We start from the raw sequence: 16,124 nt of genomic DNA on the forward strand, positions 1-16,124 counted from the left end.
AATCGTGCCCATGGTCGAGGTATGGGCAAATCGCGCCGCCAGTTCAGAGGCCGCCATCACCGCGCGGCACCTGCGGCGGCTGTGGGGGTTGCCCGGAACCCAACTCGGGGTCACCGCGTGGCCGGCGGCGCGCAAACAGTCGCTCTTCGGCACCTGGCACTACTGGTGGCAGGCGCATCTGCTCGACTGCCTGGTCGACGCCCAGCTGCGTGATCCCCAGCCGCAGCGCCTGACCAGGATCAAGCGTCAGATCCGCGGTCACCACCTTCGTAACAACCTGCGCTGGACCAACAGCTATTACGACGATATGGCCTGGCTCGCCCTGGCCCTGGAACGCTCCGGGAGACTGCTGGGTGTCGGCCGCCCCAAGGCGCTGCGCACCTTCACCGAGCAGTTCCTCAACGCCTGGGTTCCCGAGGACGGCGGCGGAATTCCCTGGCGCAAACAGGATCAGTTCTTCAACGCCCCGGCCAACGGTCCGGCCGGCATCTTCCTGGCCCGGTCCGAGGAGCGGCTGCGTCGCGCGCAGCAGATGGCCGATTGGATCGAGGACACCCTGATCGATCCCGAGACCAAGCTGGTCTTCGACGGCATCAAGGCCGGGTCACTGGTGCGCGCCCAGTACACCTACTGCCAGGGCGTCGTGCTCGGCCTCGAGGTCGAATTGGCCAACCGCACCGGCGACCCCGAGCACGCCGAACGGGTGCACCGGTTGGTCGCCGCCGTCGAACAGCACATGACGAGCGACGGCGTCATCCGCGGTGCCGGCGGTGGTGACGGGGGATTGTTCAACGCCATCACCGCCCGCTATCTGGCCTTGGTGGCCACGGACCTGCCCGGCAGCACTCCCGCCGACGAGCAGGCCCGCGCCACCGCGCGCACGATCGTCCTGACCTCCGCGCAGTCGGCGTGGGACTACCGCCAGACCGTCGACGGGATGCCGCTGTTCGGCCCGTTCTGGGATCGTAACGCCGAGGTGCCGCAGGCGGCGACCAAGACCGCACAGTCGGTGGACGGTGCGGTCAACGCCTCCGAGACGCCCGAACGCGATCTTTCGGTGCAGTTGTCGGGCTGGATGCTGATGGAGGTCGCCCACACCCTGGATGCCGGTATCGCGTGATCCGGCGCAACCCGACCGCCGCGCGCAGCGGCGAGAACACTGCTGCCGGTCTGCTGTTGTTGTTCACCCTGTTGGCCATCCTGTGGTCGAATTCGCCTTGGGCGCACAGCTATACGGATTTCTGGGACACCCACGTCGGGTTGACCTTCGGCAGCATGCACGCCGAGATGAGCGTCAAACACCTCGTCAACGACGCGTTGATGACGTTCTTCTTCTTCCTGGTCGGCCTCGAGGTCAAGAGTCAGTTCGTCATCGGTGAACTGACCGACCGGTCCCGGGCGGCGGTACCGGTGCTGGCCGCGCTGGCCGGCCTGATCGTGCCGGCGCTGGTGTTCCTGTTGTTCAATCCCAGCGGCGACGAGGCGCGGGCCTGGGGTGTTGTCATCTCGACCGACACCGCCTTCCTGGTCGGCGCGCTGGCCATCATCGGGCCCAAGCATCCGTCCCGGCTGCGGACGTTCCTGCTGACCCTGGCCGTCGTCGACGATGTCGGTGCGCTGCTGGCGATCGCGTTGTTCTACTCCGATCAGATCCGGATCTGGCCGTTGCTGCTGTCGGTGGTGCTGATCGCGCTGCTGGCCATGGTGCGGTTGCTGCCTGCCGCACGCGGCCCGGCCTATTTCGTGCTGGGTCTGGGATTGTGGCTAGCCCTGTTGCAGGGCGGCGTGCACCCGACGCTGGCCGGTGTCGCGGTGGCCCTGTTGATCCCGGTCTTCACCCCCGAACGCGACCGGGTGGAGGAGGCCGTCGAGATGATCGGCGTCTTCCGGCAGTCCCCGAACTCCGAGTACGCACGGGAGGCGGCACGACGGCTGCGTGATTCGATCTCCATCAACGAGCGACTGCAGACCGCGTTCACGCCGTACGTGTCCTACCTGATCCTGCCGGTGTTCGCGCTGGCCAACGCCGGCGTGCAGTTCAACATGCAGACCATCGAACTGGCCGTCCGCTCACCGCTGACATGGGGCATCATCGCCGGCCTTGTGGTCGGCAAGTTCGTCGGTATCACCGCGGCGACGGCCATCGTGCGGGCCAGCGGTCTCGGTCAACTGGCGCCGGGGCTGACCCTGCGCCGGGTGGCCGGCGGCGCGGCGCTGTCCGGGATCGGCTTCACCATCTCCCTGTTCATCGTCGACATCGCGATCAGCGATCCGGTCAGCCAGGATCTGGCCCGCGTCGGTGTGCTGGTGGCCTCGGTGGTGGCGTTCGCCCTCGGCTGGTTGCTGTTCGCCATCACCGACCGGCTCAGCCCTCCGGTTGCCGTCGGCGCCACCTTGCTGCGCCCCGTCGACATCGAGCGCGACCACATCGCCGGAAACCCGCACGCGTCGCTCACCCTGGTCGAGTACGCCGACTTCGAATGCCCGTTCTGCAGCCGGGCGACCGGCTCGATCGACGAGGTGCGGGCTCATTTCGGGGACCGGTTGCGCTATGTGTGGCGGCATCTGCCGCTGGAACGGGTGCACCCGCATTCGGTGGATGCCGCCCGAGCCAGTGAGGCCGCGGCGTTGCAGGGGCGGTTCTTCGAGATGGGTGCCCGCATGTTCGAGATGCAGGACCACCTGGAATGGCAGCACATCTACCGCTACGCCGACGGGGTCGGCTGCGATATCGCGAAGTTCGACGAGGATGTGCAGTCGGCCAGGGTGATGCACCGGGTGACCGATGACATCGAGGATGCCGAACTGATGGATCTGGGCGGGACGCCGACGTTCTTCGTCAATGGCGTTCGGCACACCGGGCCGTACGACGCCGCCAGCCTGATCCGCGCGCTGGAGGGTTAACGGCTGCGCCCGCGCGCCGAACCGAAGGCCACCAGCGCCGCTGCCAGGGCGGTGAGCACCAGCCCGGCCACCGTGACGGCCTGCCGGAACTGGCCGGTCTGCACCGTGGTCCAGTTCCCGGTGGCCAGCGAGCCGGTGAACAGCGCCGCCAGGATGGTGCCGGTGACGACGATCCCGATCGCCGAGGTCACCTGTGCGGCGGTATCGGTCAGCGCGGTGCCGAGGGAGGTCCGGTCCTCCGGCAGCCCGCGCAGCACGTTGAGCGCGGCGACCACCCCGACCACCCGCATGCCCGCGGCCACCAGGGCCAGCGACAGGGCAACCCACGGATAGCCGGACCGGCCGAGCAATCCGAACACGGCCAGGCCGACCACCACGGTGCAGGCGCTGAGCCAGGCGGCACGTTCGGGTCCGACGCGGCGGACGAACGGATCGACGAAGGCGCTGCCCGCGATCAACACGAGGACCTGCGGCAGCATGGCGAGCGCGGCCAGCGCCGGTGCCCATCCCCAGTCGAGCTGCAACTGCAGCGTCACCAGATAACCGAGGCCCGCAACCGCCAGCCCGGCGGCTGCCTTGAAGGCCAACCCGCTCGAAACCAACGGGCGTGCAATGATTTCCAGAGATATCAGCGGGAAGCGTGTGTGCCGCTCGCGCATGACGAACAAGGCGAGGCCGGTGACGGCCGCCGCGGTGGTCGCCCACGGCAGCCATGATCCGAGACCGCCGTCGACGAAGAGCGTGGGCGTCAGCAGCGCCAGCACGATCGTCGTGGTCCCCAACGCCGCACCGGGGAGGTCCAGCGGGTCGCGGTGCAGATCGGCCGCGCGGTCGGCCGCCACGCCGCGACCCACCCCGATGATCGCCAGCACGGCGATCGGGACGTTCACCAGCAGGAGCAGCTGCCACGGAGCGACATGGATGACCAGTCCGCCGACGGTCGGTCCGATGGCCAGACCGACCAGGCCGACGGTGGAGATGAGGGTGATGGCGCGCAGTCGCAGGGTGTCCTCGTCGAAGAGTCGGAACGCCAGCGCCATCGAACCGGGCGTGGTCATCGCCGCGGCGACGCCGGTGAGCACTCGGACCGCGATGAGTTGTTCGGCGGTGGTGACGAAGGCGGTGGCCAGGCTGGCCGCGGCGAGCAGGGTGAGGCCGATGAGCATCAGCCGCCGTCGACCGAACCGGTCGGCGAGCGCGCCGAAGACCAGCATCAGCCCGCCGAAAACGACGGCGTAGGCGCCGACGACCCACTGCAGGGCGGTTGTCGAGGCGTGCAGATCGCGGCCGATGGTGGGTAGGGCGATGGTGAGCACCGAGTTGTCGAGCATCTCGAAGAGGAACACCGCGCTGAGCCCCGTCAGGGCCATCCATGCCTGGGTCAGTGACCGGGGAGGGAGAATGCGGGGGGCAACGGACATACGCACTAAGTTAAGTCACTAAACTTAGTGAGTCAACAGATGGGATGGTCATGCCGAGAACTGCGGAGCGCGGGGGGCCGTTGACCCGCCGCAAGATCTCCGACGTCGCCACGATGCTGTTCCTGGAGCGCGGGTTCGACACCGTCACCGTCGCCGATGTGGCGCGTCAGGCCGGTGTGTCCAGCGTGACGGTGTTCAAGCACTTCCCCCGCAAGGAGGACCTGCTCTTCGACCGCGTGGAGGATGCGGTCGCGATCCTGCGCGCGGCGGTGCGCGACCGGGGTGCCGGCGTCGACCCGCTGACATCGCTGCGCGACGCGTCCTTCCGATTGGTCGACGAGCGCCACGCGCTGTCCGGGGTGAAAGCGGGATCGATCCCGTTCTATCGGACGGTGGCCGCCTCACCCGCGCTGATCGCGCGGGCCAGGGAGATCGCCGCGGAACTGGAGCAGACCCTGGCCGCCGATCTGGAGGTGGACGCGGAGTTCGACGGGGACCCGACGCTGTTCGCCGCCCTGTTCATCGCCGGCTACACGACGGTGCTGACCGGGACCGCGCGCCGTGTCATCGCCGCGGACGCACCGGATCCGGTGGTCGAGGATCACCGGGCGCGATTGACGGCGCTCTTCGACGCCCTGCGTAGCGGGCTCTAGCCCTGCTCGGCCAGCGGTCCCTCGCCGGCGTCCTTGACTGCCTTGCGCCGCTTGTACCACTCGATGGCGATGGGCAGCACCGAGAGGATGACGATGCCGATGACGATCGGCTCCAGCAGCTTCTGGATGATCTCGAAGCGGCCGAGCCAGAAGCCCAGCAGCGTCAGGCCGCAGCCCCAGACGATGGCGCCGATGGCGTTGTACAGCGTGAACACCGCGTAGTTCATCTTGGCCGCGCCGGCGGTGATGGGCGCCAGGGTGCGCACGATCGGCACGAACCGGGCGATCACGATGGCGAAGGGCCCGCGCTGCTCGAAGAACACATGCGCCTCGTCGAGGTACTTCTGCTTGAGGAATCGCGCGTTCGGCTTGAACATCGCCGTGCCGACATTGCGGCCGATCCAGTAACCGAGCTGCGCGCCGAGGATCGCCGCGACCGGGATGAAGACCAGTAGCTGCCACAGCTGGAAGTTGACGTCGGCGACGTTGCCCTCGGCCGAGGCGGTCTGGATGCCCGCGGCCAGCATGCCCGCCACGAACAGCAACGAGTCACCCGGCAGGATCGGGAACAGCACCCCGGATTCGACGAAGACGACCACCAGCAGCCCGATCAAGGCCCAGGTGCCGAAGTAGCTCAGCAGGTTGATCGGGTCCATGAAATCCGGCATGAGCGCCAGGGTGGTGGTCATGGGGTTCGAAGATACCGGCTCGACCTTAGGGACAGGCCACGGCGATCCGGTAGCTGGAATCGACGATGCGCGCCGGATCGGCGGAATCGGTACCGCTGCCCGACCCGGTGACGATCCAGGTGGCGTCGTTGCGCAGCACGGTCGGAGCCCGTCCGGCCGTTGCGGGTACCGCGACGCCGAAGGCGTAGGCCAGGGCGACACCGCCGACGTCGCCGATGGTCACCGACCGCACTGTTGGAGCATCCCGACCGGCCTCGTCGTCGGGCTCGTCGTCGGGCTCGTCGATGATGACGGTGACCCCCAGCGATGATTCCCCGATGCTGATGGTGAGCGGGCCGGCATCGTCATCGCACTGCACCGGGCCGGTGGGGCCCGGGGCGCCGTTGACGACGACCTGCGCGGTGCCGGCAGGCACCGAGTCGATCTGAACCGGTGGTGGGGGAGGGGCCGATGCCGCGGTGGGGACGGTCTCGGGCCGGGCCGGCTGCCCGCACCCGGAGAGGGTGCCCGCGATCGCGGTGGCCAGAATGACGAACAGGGTCGGTACCGGCATCGCGCGCATTTCTACCCGAGAGTAACCGGTGTACCCGGCATCCGCCCTGCCGCCGTCGGGGGCCTCTTGAGATACTGCCTGGGACAGCGCACGCGACCCAGGAGGAAGTCCATGCCCATCGCCACGCCCGAGGTCTACGCCGAGATGCTCGGCCGTGCCAAGGAGCACTCGTTCGCCTTCCCGGCGATCAACTGCACCTCCTCGGAGACCATCAATGCCGCTATCAAGGGATTCGCCGACGCGGGTAGCGACGGCATCATCCAGTTCTCGACCGGCGGTGCCGAATTCGGTTCCGGCCTCGGGGTCAAGGACATGGTTGTCGGCGCCACCGCGCTGGCCGAGTTCGCCCACGTCGTCGCCGCCAAGTACGACATCACCGTCGCACTGCACACCGACCACTGCCCCAAGGACAAGCTGGACAGCTTCGTCCGGCCGCTGCTGGCCATCTCCGCCGAGCGCGTCAAGAACGGCCAGAACCCGCTGTTCCAGTCGCACATGTGGGACGGCTCTGCGGTGCCGATCGACGAGAACCTGCAGATCGCGCAGGAACTGCTGAAGCTGTCGACCGAGGCCAAGATCATCCTCGAGATCGAAATCGGTGTCGTCGGCGGTGAAGAGGACGGCGTCGAGGCCGAGATCAACGAGAAGCTCTACACCTCTTCCGAGGATTTCGAGAAGACCATCGACGCCCTCGGCGCCGGCGAGAACGGCAAGTACCTGCTGGCGGCCACCTTCGGCAACGTGCACGGGGTGTACAAGCCGGGCAACGTGAAGCTCAAGCCGGAGATCCTGGCGCAGGGCCAGCAGGTCGCCGCGGCCAAGCTCGGCCTCGCCGACAGCGCCCAGCCGTTCGACTTCGTCTTCCACGGCGGCTCGGGCTCGCTGAAGTCCGAGATCGAGGACTCATTGCGCTACGGCGTGGTGAAGATGAACGTCGACACCGACACCCAGTACGCGTTCAGCCGTCCCATCGCCGGGCACTTCTTCACCAACTACGACGGTGTGCTCAAGATCGACGGCGAGGTCGGCAACAAGAAGGTCTACGACCCGCGCAGCTACCTGAAGAAGGGCGAGGCCGGGATGACCGAGCGCGTCATCGAGGCCTGCAACGACCTGCACAGCGCAGGCCGGTCGGTCTCCGCCGGTTAGGTCACGACAGCCAGGACCGGAAAACAAGAATCGGCGCGTTCCCCAGCCGGGGGGACGCGCCGATTTTTCTTCTGCTCAGCCGTTCTGGCAGATCTTCCACTGGTCGTCGCGGAACTGGAGATCGAAGCTGCGGGTGGACCGGGTCTGCGGGGCATTGGCCATGAAGGTGGTCACGTTGGCCTCGGCATGATCGTCGACCACGACCACCTCGTCGATGCTGGCCACCACGGGGTACTGCTTGGCCGCCGCGACCCGGCGATGGGTGTCGGTCCAGGCCTTGTCGTCATAACGGACATAACTGTCGCGGGTGGCCCCGCAGGTCAACCCCCGCAGCGCGGCCAGATCGCCCTTCTGGATCGCGACATCGAAGTTCTCGATCGTCGAGCGAACCCGATCCTCCTGGGAGGCTGCGCCGTCACTGCCCCTGGTGAGCAGCACGGTGCCGAGGATCGCGACCGCGGCCACGGCGGCGATCACCAGCACCACCGCGATGACCCAGCCCCAGCTGCGCCTGCGCGTGGACGCCTTGGGTGCATCCTCGCGAGGCGGAATCACCTGAGGGGCAGCCACTTTGGAGGTGTCGATCATCTCCGTCGGCGCACCCGCGGCGAAGATCTCGGTCGGCGGCTCGGGCACCGACTGGATGATCTGGGTGGAGCCGTCGAATCCCGACGGCGCGGTGAACCGGCGTTCCGAGGAATCCTCGGCCTCCGATGCGTCCGCGGTGGGCTCGGTGTTCGGGTCCCCGGGTTCTGTTGGGTTCGACATCCCTGCTGCGGTCCTCCCTCGCGAACGCTCTCCGCAAGCCTAGTCACTGGCGGCATATCCCCGCACGGCACAATAGGCCCATGACGCGTATGGGTGACCTGCTGGGGCCGGATCCGGTGCTGCTGCCGGGTGATACGGAGGCCGAAGAGGAACTGGCGGCGGGCGAGGAGCCCGCCATCGTGGCTGCGGCGCACCCGAGTGCGTCGGTGGCCTGGGCCGCGCTGGCCGAGGCGGCGCTGGCCGACGAACAGCCCGTGACCGCGTACGCCTACGCACGGACCGGTTATCACCGCGGGCTCGATCAGCTGCGCCGCAACGGCTGGAAGGGTTTCGGCCCGGTGCCCTACGCGCACGAGCCCAACCGCGGTTTCCTGCGCTGTGTGGCATCGCTGGCGAAGGCGGCCCAGACCATCGGGGAGACCCCGGAGTACGCCCGGTGCCTGGACCTGCTCGACGACTGTGACCCGGGCGCCCGCGCGGCGCTGGGCCTGGCCTGACGGCCCCTTCTCAACAGCCGTGGGCCCTGCAATCGTCATCACCGGTGGGCTCCACCTGGACGGTGGCGTGCTCCAGGCCGTGGGCGGCCAGGACCGCCCGGGCATCGACCAGTACCCGCGAGGAGTCCGCGCTGCTGGTCAGGTGCGCGGTGGCCATGTCCTTGCCCGGAACGAGCGTCCAGACGTGCAGATCGTGCACGCCGGTGACGCCGTCGACCGACTCGAGATCGCTGCGCAGTTCCTCGACGTCGATGTGCGCCGGTGACGATTCGCTGAGGATTCGCAGCGCGGCCCTGGCCAGTGCGACGGCGCGCGGCAGCACCCACAGCGCGACAAGGACGGCGACGACGACGTCGGCGTAGGGCCAGGAGGTGGTGACGGTGACGATGCCCGCGATCAGCACGCCGATGCTGCCGACGGTATCGGCGACGACCTCCATGTAGGCGCCCTTGACGGCGAGGCTGTGCTCGGCGTCCGAGCGCAGCAGCAGCACCACCGCGATATTGGCCAGCAGTCCCGCCAGGGCGACCACGATCATCGGCACGCCGGGGACATCGGGCGCATCGCCGAGGCGCTCGAAGGCCTCGTAGAGGATGAATGCGGCGACACCGAACAGCAGTGCTGCGTTGGCCACGGCGGTGAACACCTCGGCGCGATGCCAGCCGTAGGTGCGCGCCGCCGAGGTCGATCCGCGGCGGGCCAGGAGCACCGCGGTCAGTCCCATGAACATGGCGACCAGGTCGGTGAGCATATGGCCGGCGTCGGCCAGCAGGGCGATGGAGTTGATGCTCAGCGCGGTGACGAGTTCGACGACGAAGAACGTGGCCAGGACGGCCGCGCCGATCATCATGCGGCCTACCCGCGTATCGCTTCCACCATGGCTGTGGTCATGTCCGGCACCCATGCCGCCGAATATATGCGGAAGTATGCATATGTTGCAAGAGTGTCTAGAGCCAGGCGGACCAGAATCGGGTGAGGCCCCCGCCCAGGGAGACCAGCGGGCCGGGGACGCCGGAGAGCTCGACGAACCAGAACACCGCACCGAAGAAGAGCTGGTTGAGCTGCGGCACCAGCAGCACGATCAGCAGGATGACGAAACCCCATTGCTTGACCGGATCCAGGGCGCGCTGGGTGTCGGTGCTCAGATGGGGTTCCAGGGCGTTGTAACCGTCCAGGCCGGGGATCGGCAGCAGGTTCAGCAGCACGGCGGTGACCTGAAGGAAGCCCAGGAATGCGAGGCCGGCCCAGAACACCGCGTGGGCCGGGTCGTAGAACAGGCGCGTCGCGCCGAGCAGCAGGATGGCCAGCACCAGGTTGGCCAGCGGGCCGGCCAGGCTGACCTGCGTGCGTTGGCGCGCCGTCATCCAGGAGGTGTGCAGATAGACCGCACCACCCGGTAGCCCGATCCCGCCGATGGCGATGAACAACATCGGAAGGCCCAGCGAAAGAAGCGGATTGGCGTACTTGAGTGGGTTGAGCGTCAGGTAACCACGGACCTCGACGTTGTGGTCGCCGAACCGCCATGCGGTGTAGGCGTGACCGAACTCGTGCAGACACAGCGACACCAACCAGCCGGCGATCACCAGCACGAAGACCGAGACGTAGGAGAGCGTCTGTACGCGGTCGGCGCACAACCACGCGCCCACCCCGCCCGCCGCGGTCAGCCCGACGATGGCCAGGAAGATCGGGCTGGGGCGCACCGACTGACGCAGAGGTCTGATGTTCACGTCCCGACGCTACCTAGTGCACGGCCAGCCAGCCCTGTGTGTGCCGGTAGAAGGTCGACCGCTTGACCGCGCGGGTGCTCGACTCGCCGTCGCGGACCACCAACGCACCCGGCGTTCCCAGCTGCGCGGCGCGTCCGGTCACCCAGCGGCCCGGCCGCATGCGCCGCGACAGCACGGTGGCGCGCAGACCGGGTTGGTCGGGGATCGGCTCCACCCGGACCCCGGTGACCTCGCCGTCGAACAGCACCGTGTCGTCGACCACCGCCTCACCGACCAATGCCGAATTCGCACCTAACCAGACGGCCGAACCCACGATCACCGACCCCGTTTCGTCCCTGATCAGCGGCACCCGCGTGGCCCGACCGGACAACGCCCGACCCGCGCTCCACGGCCTGCGTACGTGCGCGACCTCGATATCGAGGCGGTCCGCCCGCAGCAGACGCTTGAGCACCGAGGCCAGATCGGCATCAGCGCCGACCACGATGACGCGCCGGAAATCGGTCACCTCCTCGGGTGAAATGCCCGGTAGTCCGCGCAGCGAACGGGGTGTCCGGCGACCGCCGAACAACAAAACGCCCACGTCATTTGTGGCCAACGCAACTCCTACGGCTCCGCTCGGATAGGGTGGGTCACCGGCTGCATCACTTTAAGCGGGAGAAATGCCATGCCGGCAATCGTGCTCATCGGCGCCCAGTGGGGCGATGAGGGCAAAGGTAAAGCCACCGACCTGCTCGGTGGACGTGTGCAATGGGTAGTTCGCTACCAGGGGGGTAACAACGCGGGTCACACCGTGGTGTTGCCGACCGGTGAGAACTTCGCGCTGCACCTCATCCCCTCGGGAATCCTCACCCCGGGTGTCACCAACGTCATCGGTAACGGTGTCGTGGTGGACCCGGGTGTGCTGCTCACCGAGCTCTCGGGTCTGGAGGAGCGCGGGGTCGACACGTCCCGGCTGCTGATCTCCGCCGACGCGCACCTGCTCATGCCGTATCACGTCGCCATCGACAAGGTGACCGAGCGGTACATGGGCAGCAAGAAGATCGGCACCACCGGTCGCGGCATCGGGCCCTGTTACCAGGACAAGGTCGCGCGCCTGGGCATCCGGGCAGCCGATGTGCTCGATGCTGCGCTGCTCGAGCAGAAGATCGAGGCGGCGCTGGACTTCAAGAACCAGGTGCTGGTGAAGATCTACAACCGCAAGGCACTCGAGCCTGCCGAGGTTCTGGAGAACCTGCTGTCCCAGGCCGAGGGTTTCAAGCACCGCATCGCCGATGCCCGGTTGCTGCTGAACCAGGCGCTCGAGGACGGTCAGACGGTGCTGCTGGAGGGCTCGCAGGGCACCCTGCTCGACGTCGACCACGGCACGTATCCGTTCGTCACCTCGTCGAACCCGACCGCAGGCGGTGCGTCGGTGGGCTCGGGTATCGGGCCGACGCGCATCACCACGGTGCTGGGCATCCTGAAGGCCTACACCACCCGGGTGGGCTCGGGCCCGTTCCCGACCGAGCTGTTCGACGAGCACGGGGCGTACCTGGCCAAGACCGGCGGCGAGGTGGGCGTGACGACCGGCCGGGCCCGGCGCTGCGGCTGGTTCGACGCCGTGATCGCCCGGTACGCCACCCGCGTCAACGGCATCACCGATTACTTCCTGACCAAGCTCGACGTGTTGTCCAGCCTGGAAACGGTGCCGGTATGCGTCGGTTACACCGTCGACGGCAAGCGCACCGACGAGATGCCGATGACCCAGGCCGATATCCACAAGGCCGTGCCGATCTACGAAGAGCTGCCCGGTTGGTGGGAGGACATCTCCGGTGCGCGGGAATTCGACGATCTGCCGAAGAACGCCCGCGATTACGTGCTGCGGCTCGAAGAGCTTGCCGGAGCGCAGGTCTCATGCATCGGCGTGGGCCCTGGGCGGGACCAGACGATTGTGCGCAGGGACATCCTGGCGTGACCGACTTCGGGCTGGATCCGCGCCGCGCCGACCCCGAGTACGACCGGCACGGCGGGTTTCCGGTCTTCGAACTCGCAGATCCCGGACCGGGGTTCGCCCGGTTCCTGACGGCGATGCGTCACGCGCAGGACCTCGCGGTATCGGCGAACCCCGATAGTGCGACCTGGGATGCCGCAGCTGATCAGGCCGAACAACTGGTGGCTCTGCTGGAACCGTATCGGGCCGCCGAGGGGGTCGGGCCCGCGAGTCGGGTGCCGTCCTTGCCCGGGGCAGGCAGCTTGTTGATGCCGCCTTGGCAGATCACCAAGTTCGATGCCGACGGGGTGGAACTGACGGTGCAGTTCAGCCGATATCACGTCGGCGGAAACGGCGCCGTGCACGGTGGGGTGCTGCCGCTGCTGTTCGACTCGGTGTTCGGCATGGTGATCCACGCGGCGGGTCGACCCGTCAGCCGGACCGCTTTTCTGCATGTCGACTACCGAGCGGTGACACCCATCGACACGCCGCTCACGGCGCGGGGGTGGGTGCGTGAATCCGAGGGGCGCAAGGCGTTTGTGAATGCCGAGCTGGTCGACGGTGGCGGGAAGCTGTTGGCCGAGAGCAACGGTTTGATGATCAGATTGCTGCCCGGTCAGCCCTGATCGTGTGACCATGTCCGTGTGACGAACAGGCTGACGACCCCGCGGGCTGCCGCGGCGGCCGGGGTGGTTTTCGCGGTGTTGTTCGGGACCGCATTGGTCCTGATCAGACTGGCGCTGCCCGAGGGCGCCGAGTCGGGTACGCAGTGGTTGGTCGAGGGCAGTACGAACCTGGGCGTCGCCGCGAAGATCATGCCGTTCGCGGGGATCGCGTTCCTGTGGTTCATGGCGGTGGTCCGCGACGGACTGGGCGGTTACGAGGACAGGTTCTTCTCGACGGTGTTCATCGGCAGTGGCCTGTTGTTCTTGGCGATGATGTTCGTTGCCGCTGGGGTCGGTGCCGGGCTGGAACGCAGTGGTGCGGCTTTGGATCCAGATGTTGCGGAATTCGGGCAGATGGTGCTGCTGACGGTGTCCAAGACCTACGGACTCCGGATGGCAGCGGTGTTCATGATGTCGCTGGCGATGATCTGGCGGAAGACCGGCCTGATGCCACGATGGCTGGTGACCCTGACCTACGTTGCCGCACTGGGACTTCTGATCGCAAGTGATCTCAGCATGTGGTTGACGATCGCCTTTCCGGCATGGGTTCTGGTGGTCAGCGTTCTGCTGCTGGTGCGGGCCGGGGTGATCGACCTGCACCGCGAATCCCGGGCGGGCTCACGCGCTTAGAAGTCCGGTTGTCCGCGGGCGTGTGCGAGGGCGAGTTCTTCTGCGTTGCGGGTGCGTTCGGCGTTGATGCGGTAGTCGCGGTCGTGTTGTCGGGTGCGTTGGCGTCGTGGGATGTCGGGTTCGCCGTCGCCGAGACTGGGCTCGCCGATGAGGGTGATGTGCCGCGCTCGTGGGATGTCGACGTCAGATGTTCTGTGCGGGAACAGAATCGGCCCCAGTGGCATCGTTGTGTACCGGTGTCCGGTGGGTGAGGTCCATGTGGTGGTGCCGTCGGGGTGGGCTTTGGGGGTCCAGCCGGTTTTCATGGTTTTGAGTAGGTGGTGTTCGCGGCAGAGCGGTCGCAGGTTGCCCGGGTGGGTGGCCCCGGCGGGCCAGGGGGTGAGGTGGTCGAGGTCGCAGCGTTGGGCGGGTTTCCCGCACCCGGGGAAGCAGCAGGTCATCGATGTCATGCGGACGTAGGCGGCCAGTTTCGCCGAGGGGCGGTAGCGGGGTTCGGAGCCCAGGTTGGTTGTGCTGCTCAGGGGTCGGACCCTCGCGCCGGTGGCGATGAGCTCGGCGAGCAGGTGGGCGGGGATGATCGCCCCGTCCAGGGTGATCCCGGCACCCGGGCCTGGTCGAGCGCTGGCGGCCGGGGCCGTGGGTGTCGACGGTGGCTGTGGTTCAGCCCCAAACTGGGTGGGTGCGGGTTCCTCTGGCGCTGCTGGTCCCTGCGTGCCGCTGTCATCAGGCGTGGGCCCGGTATCCGGCTTCGCCCCGTGCCCGGTGTCGGGTTGCTGTCCGGTGAGTACGTAGATGCTGACCGCACCCGCCCGGGGGTCTTTTCCCGATCCGGTGCAGTCTTGGTTCCCGCAGAGGCAGGTGAGTTGGTCGGCGCCGGCCAGGACCGCCGCGAGGGCGTCGGCGCGGCGTTCGGCGACGGTGCGCGGATCGCCCTCGCAGACACTGTGGGCGAGGGTGGTGAGGCGGGTGTCGCTGATCGCGGCGTCGGTGGTGCGCATGCGTCCCCAGAACGACACGACCCCGTCGGGGTCGTCACGGTCACCGAAGTCGATATGGCGGTCTTTGGCGGCGGCCTTGGATCGGATGACCGCGATCGGGTCGAAGGTGTGCACCCAGAAGTCGACCGCGGTGATCAGCGCGCTCTCTGACAATGCGCCGTATTGGTGGGCGGTGCCGGCGATCCCGGCGTCGATCAACGCCAGCGCCTCCTCATCACAGACCAGCTGGGTGCGCCAAGTGATCGCGTTGATCACCTTGGCCGAGATCAACCCTCGCGTGAACACCTCCGCGGTGCGGGGTAGCCGGTCACGTAGGGCCATCGCGATGCGCATCTGGGCGCTGGCGGCGCGCGGGCAGAGGGTGCAGGCGGCGCTGATCTCGGCTTTGGCCAGTGCCCATCCGTCGATCAACTTCAACGCCGACGATGGGTCTTCGTCCTCGCAGTGCCGTGCGGTGACCTCGGCGATCGCGGCCAGCCGCCGGGCCGCCGCGGCCGCCTCGGCGTGGGTGGCATCGGTGACCTCGGCGATGAGCGCCTCTTCGCTCATCCCCGACAAACCCGACTGTTCGAACATATGTGCTATTTTACTCGCGACCCCGACAAGTCGTTTCGAGCATCAAAACCCCAGTTCAGGGGTCTTACAAGGTCGCTGCGACCTCGGCCGTCAGCAGGAAGAGCCCGGCGACCGTCTGGTCGTCGCGGAAGGTGATGCGCGCGACATAGTCGCCGGCCTCGAACTCAAGCGGCGTGTTCGTCGTGGTGAAGTCACCAGCGCGCATCGTGTCGACATCGCCGTGGCCCTCGTAGGCCCCGGCCAACCCGACGATGTGAACCCACGCTTCGGCGAGCCCGGCGTCGGTGAGCCGATCGCGCATGGTCTCGTCGAAGCGTGCGCTGACCTCGGCCCACCGGGCGTTCGCGAGATCATCGATGACGGCCAGTGCCAGCTCCGCGGCCTGTGAAAGTGGGGTCGTGGACATCGCTTCTCCTGTGCGTGGATCGATCGGTTTGCCGAACCTTTGGAACGCGGCCTGGCGGGTGATGCCGAGTACATCGCCGACCTGCTGCCAGGTGTGGCCGGCGGCGCGGGCCTGATGCACGGCCGCGGCCAGCAGGCTCTCGGCGTCCTCCTTGACCTCGCGCGCGACACCGACCGTCGCAAGAGGATCTTGGTCGGCGCTGAGAATCGGAGCAGCGACCAGCTGTCCGAGTCTGCGATGCAGCAATTGGGCGGCGGCGAACGGCGAATCGGTCACTTGTCAATGATTTATTGACAAGTGCTCACCTGTCAAGAGAATCTTTACGCCTCACTCGATGGCGGTGATCGCGCCCGCCGGGCACAACTGCGCGGCCCGGCGGGCGCGCGTTTCCTCATCGGCGGGGACATCGGCGGCGAGCACCACGACGATGCCGTCGTCGTCCTGATCGAACAGGGCGTCGGCGGTCATCACGCAATTGCCCGCACCTATGCAGCACTCCCGGTCGGCCTCGATGCGCAT

General features: G+C 67.5%; 18 protein-coding genes. 8 read left to right on the forward strand and 10 right to left on the reverse strand.

Annotated features, from left to right (window positions below):
• Window positions 1-10 precede the first annotated feature (10 nt).
• Window positions 11-1,120 (forward strand): glycoside hydrolase family 76 protein, encoded by a 1,110-nt coding sequence (locus tag FBY28_RS16310; protein WP_141868429.1) that lies wholly within the window; start codon window positions 11-13, stop codon window positions 1,118-1,120.
• A complete protein-coding gene (gene nhaA / locus FBY28_RS16315; protein ID WP_141868430.1) occupies window positions 1,117-2,904 on the forward strand; it encodes a Na+/H+ antiporter NhaA in 1,788 nt (595 codons plus the stop codon). The genes FBY28_RS16310 and nhaA overlap by 4 nt, the downstream gene beginning before the upstream one ends.
• On the opposite strand, the gene FBY28_RS16320 is transcribed toward nhaA, so the two are convergent.
• Window positions 2,901-4,325: an MFS transporter gene (locus FBY28_RS16320; protein ID WP_353618528.1), complete on the reverse strand. Its 1,425-nt coding sequence runs from the start codon at window positions 4,323-4,325 to the stop codon at window positions 2,901-2,903. The two genes, nhaA and FBY28_RS16320, sit on opposite strands and share 4 nt — an antisense overlap.
• A gap of 50 nt (window positions 4,326-4,375) precedes the next feature.
• On the opposite strand from FBY28_RS16320, the gene FBY28_RS16325 reads away from it, so the two are divergent.
• The gene (locus tag FBY28_RS16325; RefSeq protein ID WP_141868432.1) at window positions 4,376-4,978 is read left to right on the forward strand and encodes a TetR/AcrR family transcriptional regulator; all 603 of its coding nucleotides are present in this window, start codon (window positions 4,376-4,378) and stop codon (window positions 4,976-4,978) included.
• Here FBY28_RS16325 and FBY28_RS16330 read toward each other — a convergent pair.
• Both FBY28_RS16330 and FBY28_RS16335 read right to left on the reverse strand, forming a co-directional pair.
• Window positions 4,975-5,667, reverse strand: coding sequence for a DedA family protein (locus tag FBY28_RS16330; protein ID WP_019512814.1), 693 nt, complete (start codon window positions 5,665-5,667; stop codon window positions 4,975-4,977). The two genes, FBY28_RS16325 and FBY28_RS16330, sit on opposite strands and share 4 nt — an antisense overlap.
• 25 nt (window positions 5,668-5,692) lie before the next feature.
• Window positions 5,693-6,220 carry a lipoprotein LpqH gene (locus tag FBY28_RS16335; protein WP_160145500.1) on the reverse strand — a complete coding sequence of 176 codons (528 nt, stop codon included), beginning with the start codon at window positions 6,218-6,220 and terminating at the stop codon, window positions 5,693-5,695.
• Window positions 6,221-6,331: 111 nt separating this feature from the next.
• On the opposite strand from FBY28_RS16335, the gene fbaA reads away from it, so the two are divergent.
• The gene (gene fbaA, locus FBY28_RS16340; protein ID WP_019512812.1) at window positions 6,332-7,369 is read left to right on the forward strand and encodes a class II fructose-bisphosphate aldolase; all 1,038 of its coding nucleotides are present in this window, start codon (window positions 6,332-6,334) and stop codon (window positions 7,367-7,369) included.
• 75 nt (window positions 7,370-7,444) lie between these two features.
• On the opposite strand, the gene FBY28_RS16345 is transcribed toward fbaA, so the two are convergent.
• A complete protein-coding gene (locus FBY28_RS16345) occupies window positions 7,445-8,137 on the reverse strand; it encodes an Rv0361 family membrane protein (RefSeq protein WP_141868435.1) in 693 nt (230 codons plus the stop codon).
• 80 nt (window positions 8,138-8,217) lie between these two features.
• Between FBY28_RS16345 and FBY28_RS16350 the strand changes: the two genes are divergently transcribed.
• Complete coding sequence (locus FBY28_RS16350) at window positions 8,218-8,634, forward strand: DUF3151 domain-containing protein (protein WP_141868437.1); 417 nt, start codon at window positions 8,218-8,220, stop codon at window positions 8,632-8,634.
• Between the two features lie 10 nt (window positions 8,635-8,644).
• Here the strand turns inward: FBY28_RS16350 and FBY28_RS16355 are convergent, their stop codons facing one another.
• From FBY28_RS16355 to FBY28_RS16365, 3 genes are read right to left on the reverse strand one after another with little or no spacing between them, the layout of a single operon-like run.
• Complete coding sequence (locus tag FBY28_RS16355) at window positions 8,645-9,538, reverse strand: cation diffusion facilitator family transporter (protein ID WP_141868439.1); 894 nt, start codon at window positions 9,536-9,538, stop codon at window positions 8,645-8,647.
• Between the two features lie 43 nt (window positions 9,539-9,581).
• Complete coding sequence (locus FBY28_RS16360; protein WP_141868441.1) at window positions 9,582-10,361, reverse strand: site-2 protease family protein; 780 nt, start codon at window positions 10,359-10,361, stop codon at window positions 9,582-9,584.
• A 13-nt stretch (window positions 10,362-10,374) separates the two neighbouring features.
• The gene (locus tag FBY28_RS16365) at window positions 10,375-10,956 is read right to left on the reverse strand and encodes a peptidase M50 (RefSeq protein ID WP_141868443.1); all 582 of its coding nucleotides are present in this window, start codon (window positions 10,954-10,956) and stop codon (window positions 10,375-10,377) included.
• Window positions 10,957-11,025: 69 nt separating this feature from the next.
• Between FBY28_RS16365 and FBY28_RS16370 the strand changes: the two genes are divergently transcribed.
• The 3 genes from FBY28_RS16370 to FBY28_RS16380 are packed head-to-tail and all read left to right on the forward strand — an operon-like array spanning window position 11,026 to window position 13,625.
• On the forward strand, window positions 11,026-12,315 hold the full coding sequence (locus FBY28_RS16370) for an adenylosuccinate synthase (RefSeq protein ID WP_141868445.1): 1,290 nt from the start codon (window positions 11,026-11,028) through the stop codon (window positions 12,313-12,315).
• Window positions 12,312-12,956 carry a PaaI family thioesterase gene (locus FBY28_RS16375; RefSeq protein ID WP_141868447.1) on the forward strand — a complete coding sequence of 215 codons (645 nt, stop codon included), beginning with the start codon at window positions 12,312-12,314 and terminating at the stop codon, window positions 12,954-12,956. Before FBY28_RS16370 ends, FBY28_RS16375 begins: the two co-directional genes overlap by 4 nt.
• A gap of 18 nt (window positions 12,957-12,974) precedes the next feature.
• Window positions 12,975-13,625, forward strand: a complete 651-nt coding sequence (locus FBY28_RS16380; RefSeq protein WP_216847754.1) for a hypothetical protein — start codon at window positions 12,975-12,977, stop codon at window positions 13,623-13,625.
• Here FBY28_RS16380 and FBY28_RS16385 read toward each other — a convergent pair.
• From FBY28_RS16385 to FBY28_RS16395, 3 genes are all read right to left on the reverse strand, one after another.
• On the reverse strand, window positions 13,622-15,199 hold the full coding sequence (locus FBY28_RS16385) for an HNH endonuclease signature motif containing protein (protein ID WP_141868449.1): 1,578 nt from the start codon (window positions 15,197-15,199) through the stop codon (window positions 13,622-13,624). The genes FBY28_RS16380 and FBY28_RS16385 overlap by 4 nt on opposite strands.
• A gap of 64 nt (window positions 15,200-15,263) precedes the next feature.
• Entirely contained in the window at window positions 15,264-15,881 is a 618-nt protein-coding gene (locus FBY28_RS16390) for a DUF3887 domain-containing protein (RefSeq protein ID WP_141868451.1), read from the reverse strand.
• A gap of 51 nt (window positions 15,882-15,932) precedes the next feature.
• A complete protein-coding gene (locus FBY28_RS16395; protein WP_141868453.1) occupies window positions 15,933-16,124 on the reverse strand; it encodes a ferredoxin in 192 nt (63 codons plus the stop codon).

Source organism: Arthrobacter sp. SLBN-53 (assembly GCF_006715585.1).
Lineage (GTDB): Bacteria > Actinomycetota > Actinomycetes > Mycobacteriales > Mycobacteriaceae > Mycobacterium > Mycobacterium neoaurum_A.

Excerpts from the sequence above, each read along its gene's own strand:
- FBY28_RS16335 (WP_160145500.1), bottom strand. The coding sequence starts at position 6,220 with ATGCCGGTACCGACCCTGTTCGTCATTCTGGCCACCGCGATCGCGGGC.
- fbaA (WP_019512812.1), top strand. The coding sequence starts at position 6,332 with ATGCCCATCGCCACGCCCGAGGTCTACGCCGAGATGCTCGGCCGTGCC.
- FBY28_RS16355 (WP_141868439.1), bottom strand. The coding sequence starts at position 9,538 with ATGGGTGCCGGACATGACCACAGCCATGGTGGAAGCGATACGCGGGTA.
- FBY28_RS16320 (WP_353618528.1), bottom strand. The coding sequence starts at position 4,325 with ATGTCCGTTGCCCCCCGCATTCTCCCTCCCCGGTCACTGACCCAGGCA.
- FBY28_RS16395 (WP_141868453.1), bottom strand. The coding sequence starts at position 16,124 with ATGCGCATCGAGGCCGACCGGGAGTGCTGCATAGGTGCGGGCAATTGC.
- FBY28_RS16325 (WP_141868432.1), top strand. The coding sequence starts at position 4,376 with ATGCCGAGAACTGCGGAGCGCGGGGGGCCGTTGACCCGCCGCAAGATC.
- FBY28_RS16330 (WP_019512814.1), bottom strand. The coding sequence starts at position 5,667 with ATGACCACCACCCTGGCGCTCATGCCGGATTTCATGGACCCGATCAAC.
- FBY28_RS16310 (WP_141868429.1), top strand. The coding sequence starts at position 11 with ATGGTCGAGGTATGGGCAAATCGCGCCGCCAGTTCAGAGGCCGCCATC.
- FBY28_RS16370 (WP_141868445.1), top strand. The coding sequence starts at position 11,026 with ATGCCGGCAATCGTGCTCATCGGCGCCCAGTGGGGCGATGAGGGCAAA.
- FBY28_RS16385 (WP_141868449.1), bottom strand. The coding sequence starts at position 15,199 with ATGTTCGAACAGTCGGGTTTGTCGGGGATGAGCGAAGAGGCGCTCATC.
- FBY28_RS16345 (WP_141868435.1), bottom strand. The coding sequence starts at position 8,137 with ATGTCGAACCCAACAGAACCCGGGGACCCGAACACCGAGCCCACCGCG.
- FBY28_RS16350 (WP_141868437.1), top strand. The coding sequence starts at position 8,218 with ATGACGCGTATGGGTGACCTGCTGGGGCCGGATCCGGTGCTGCTGCCG.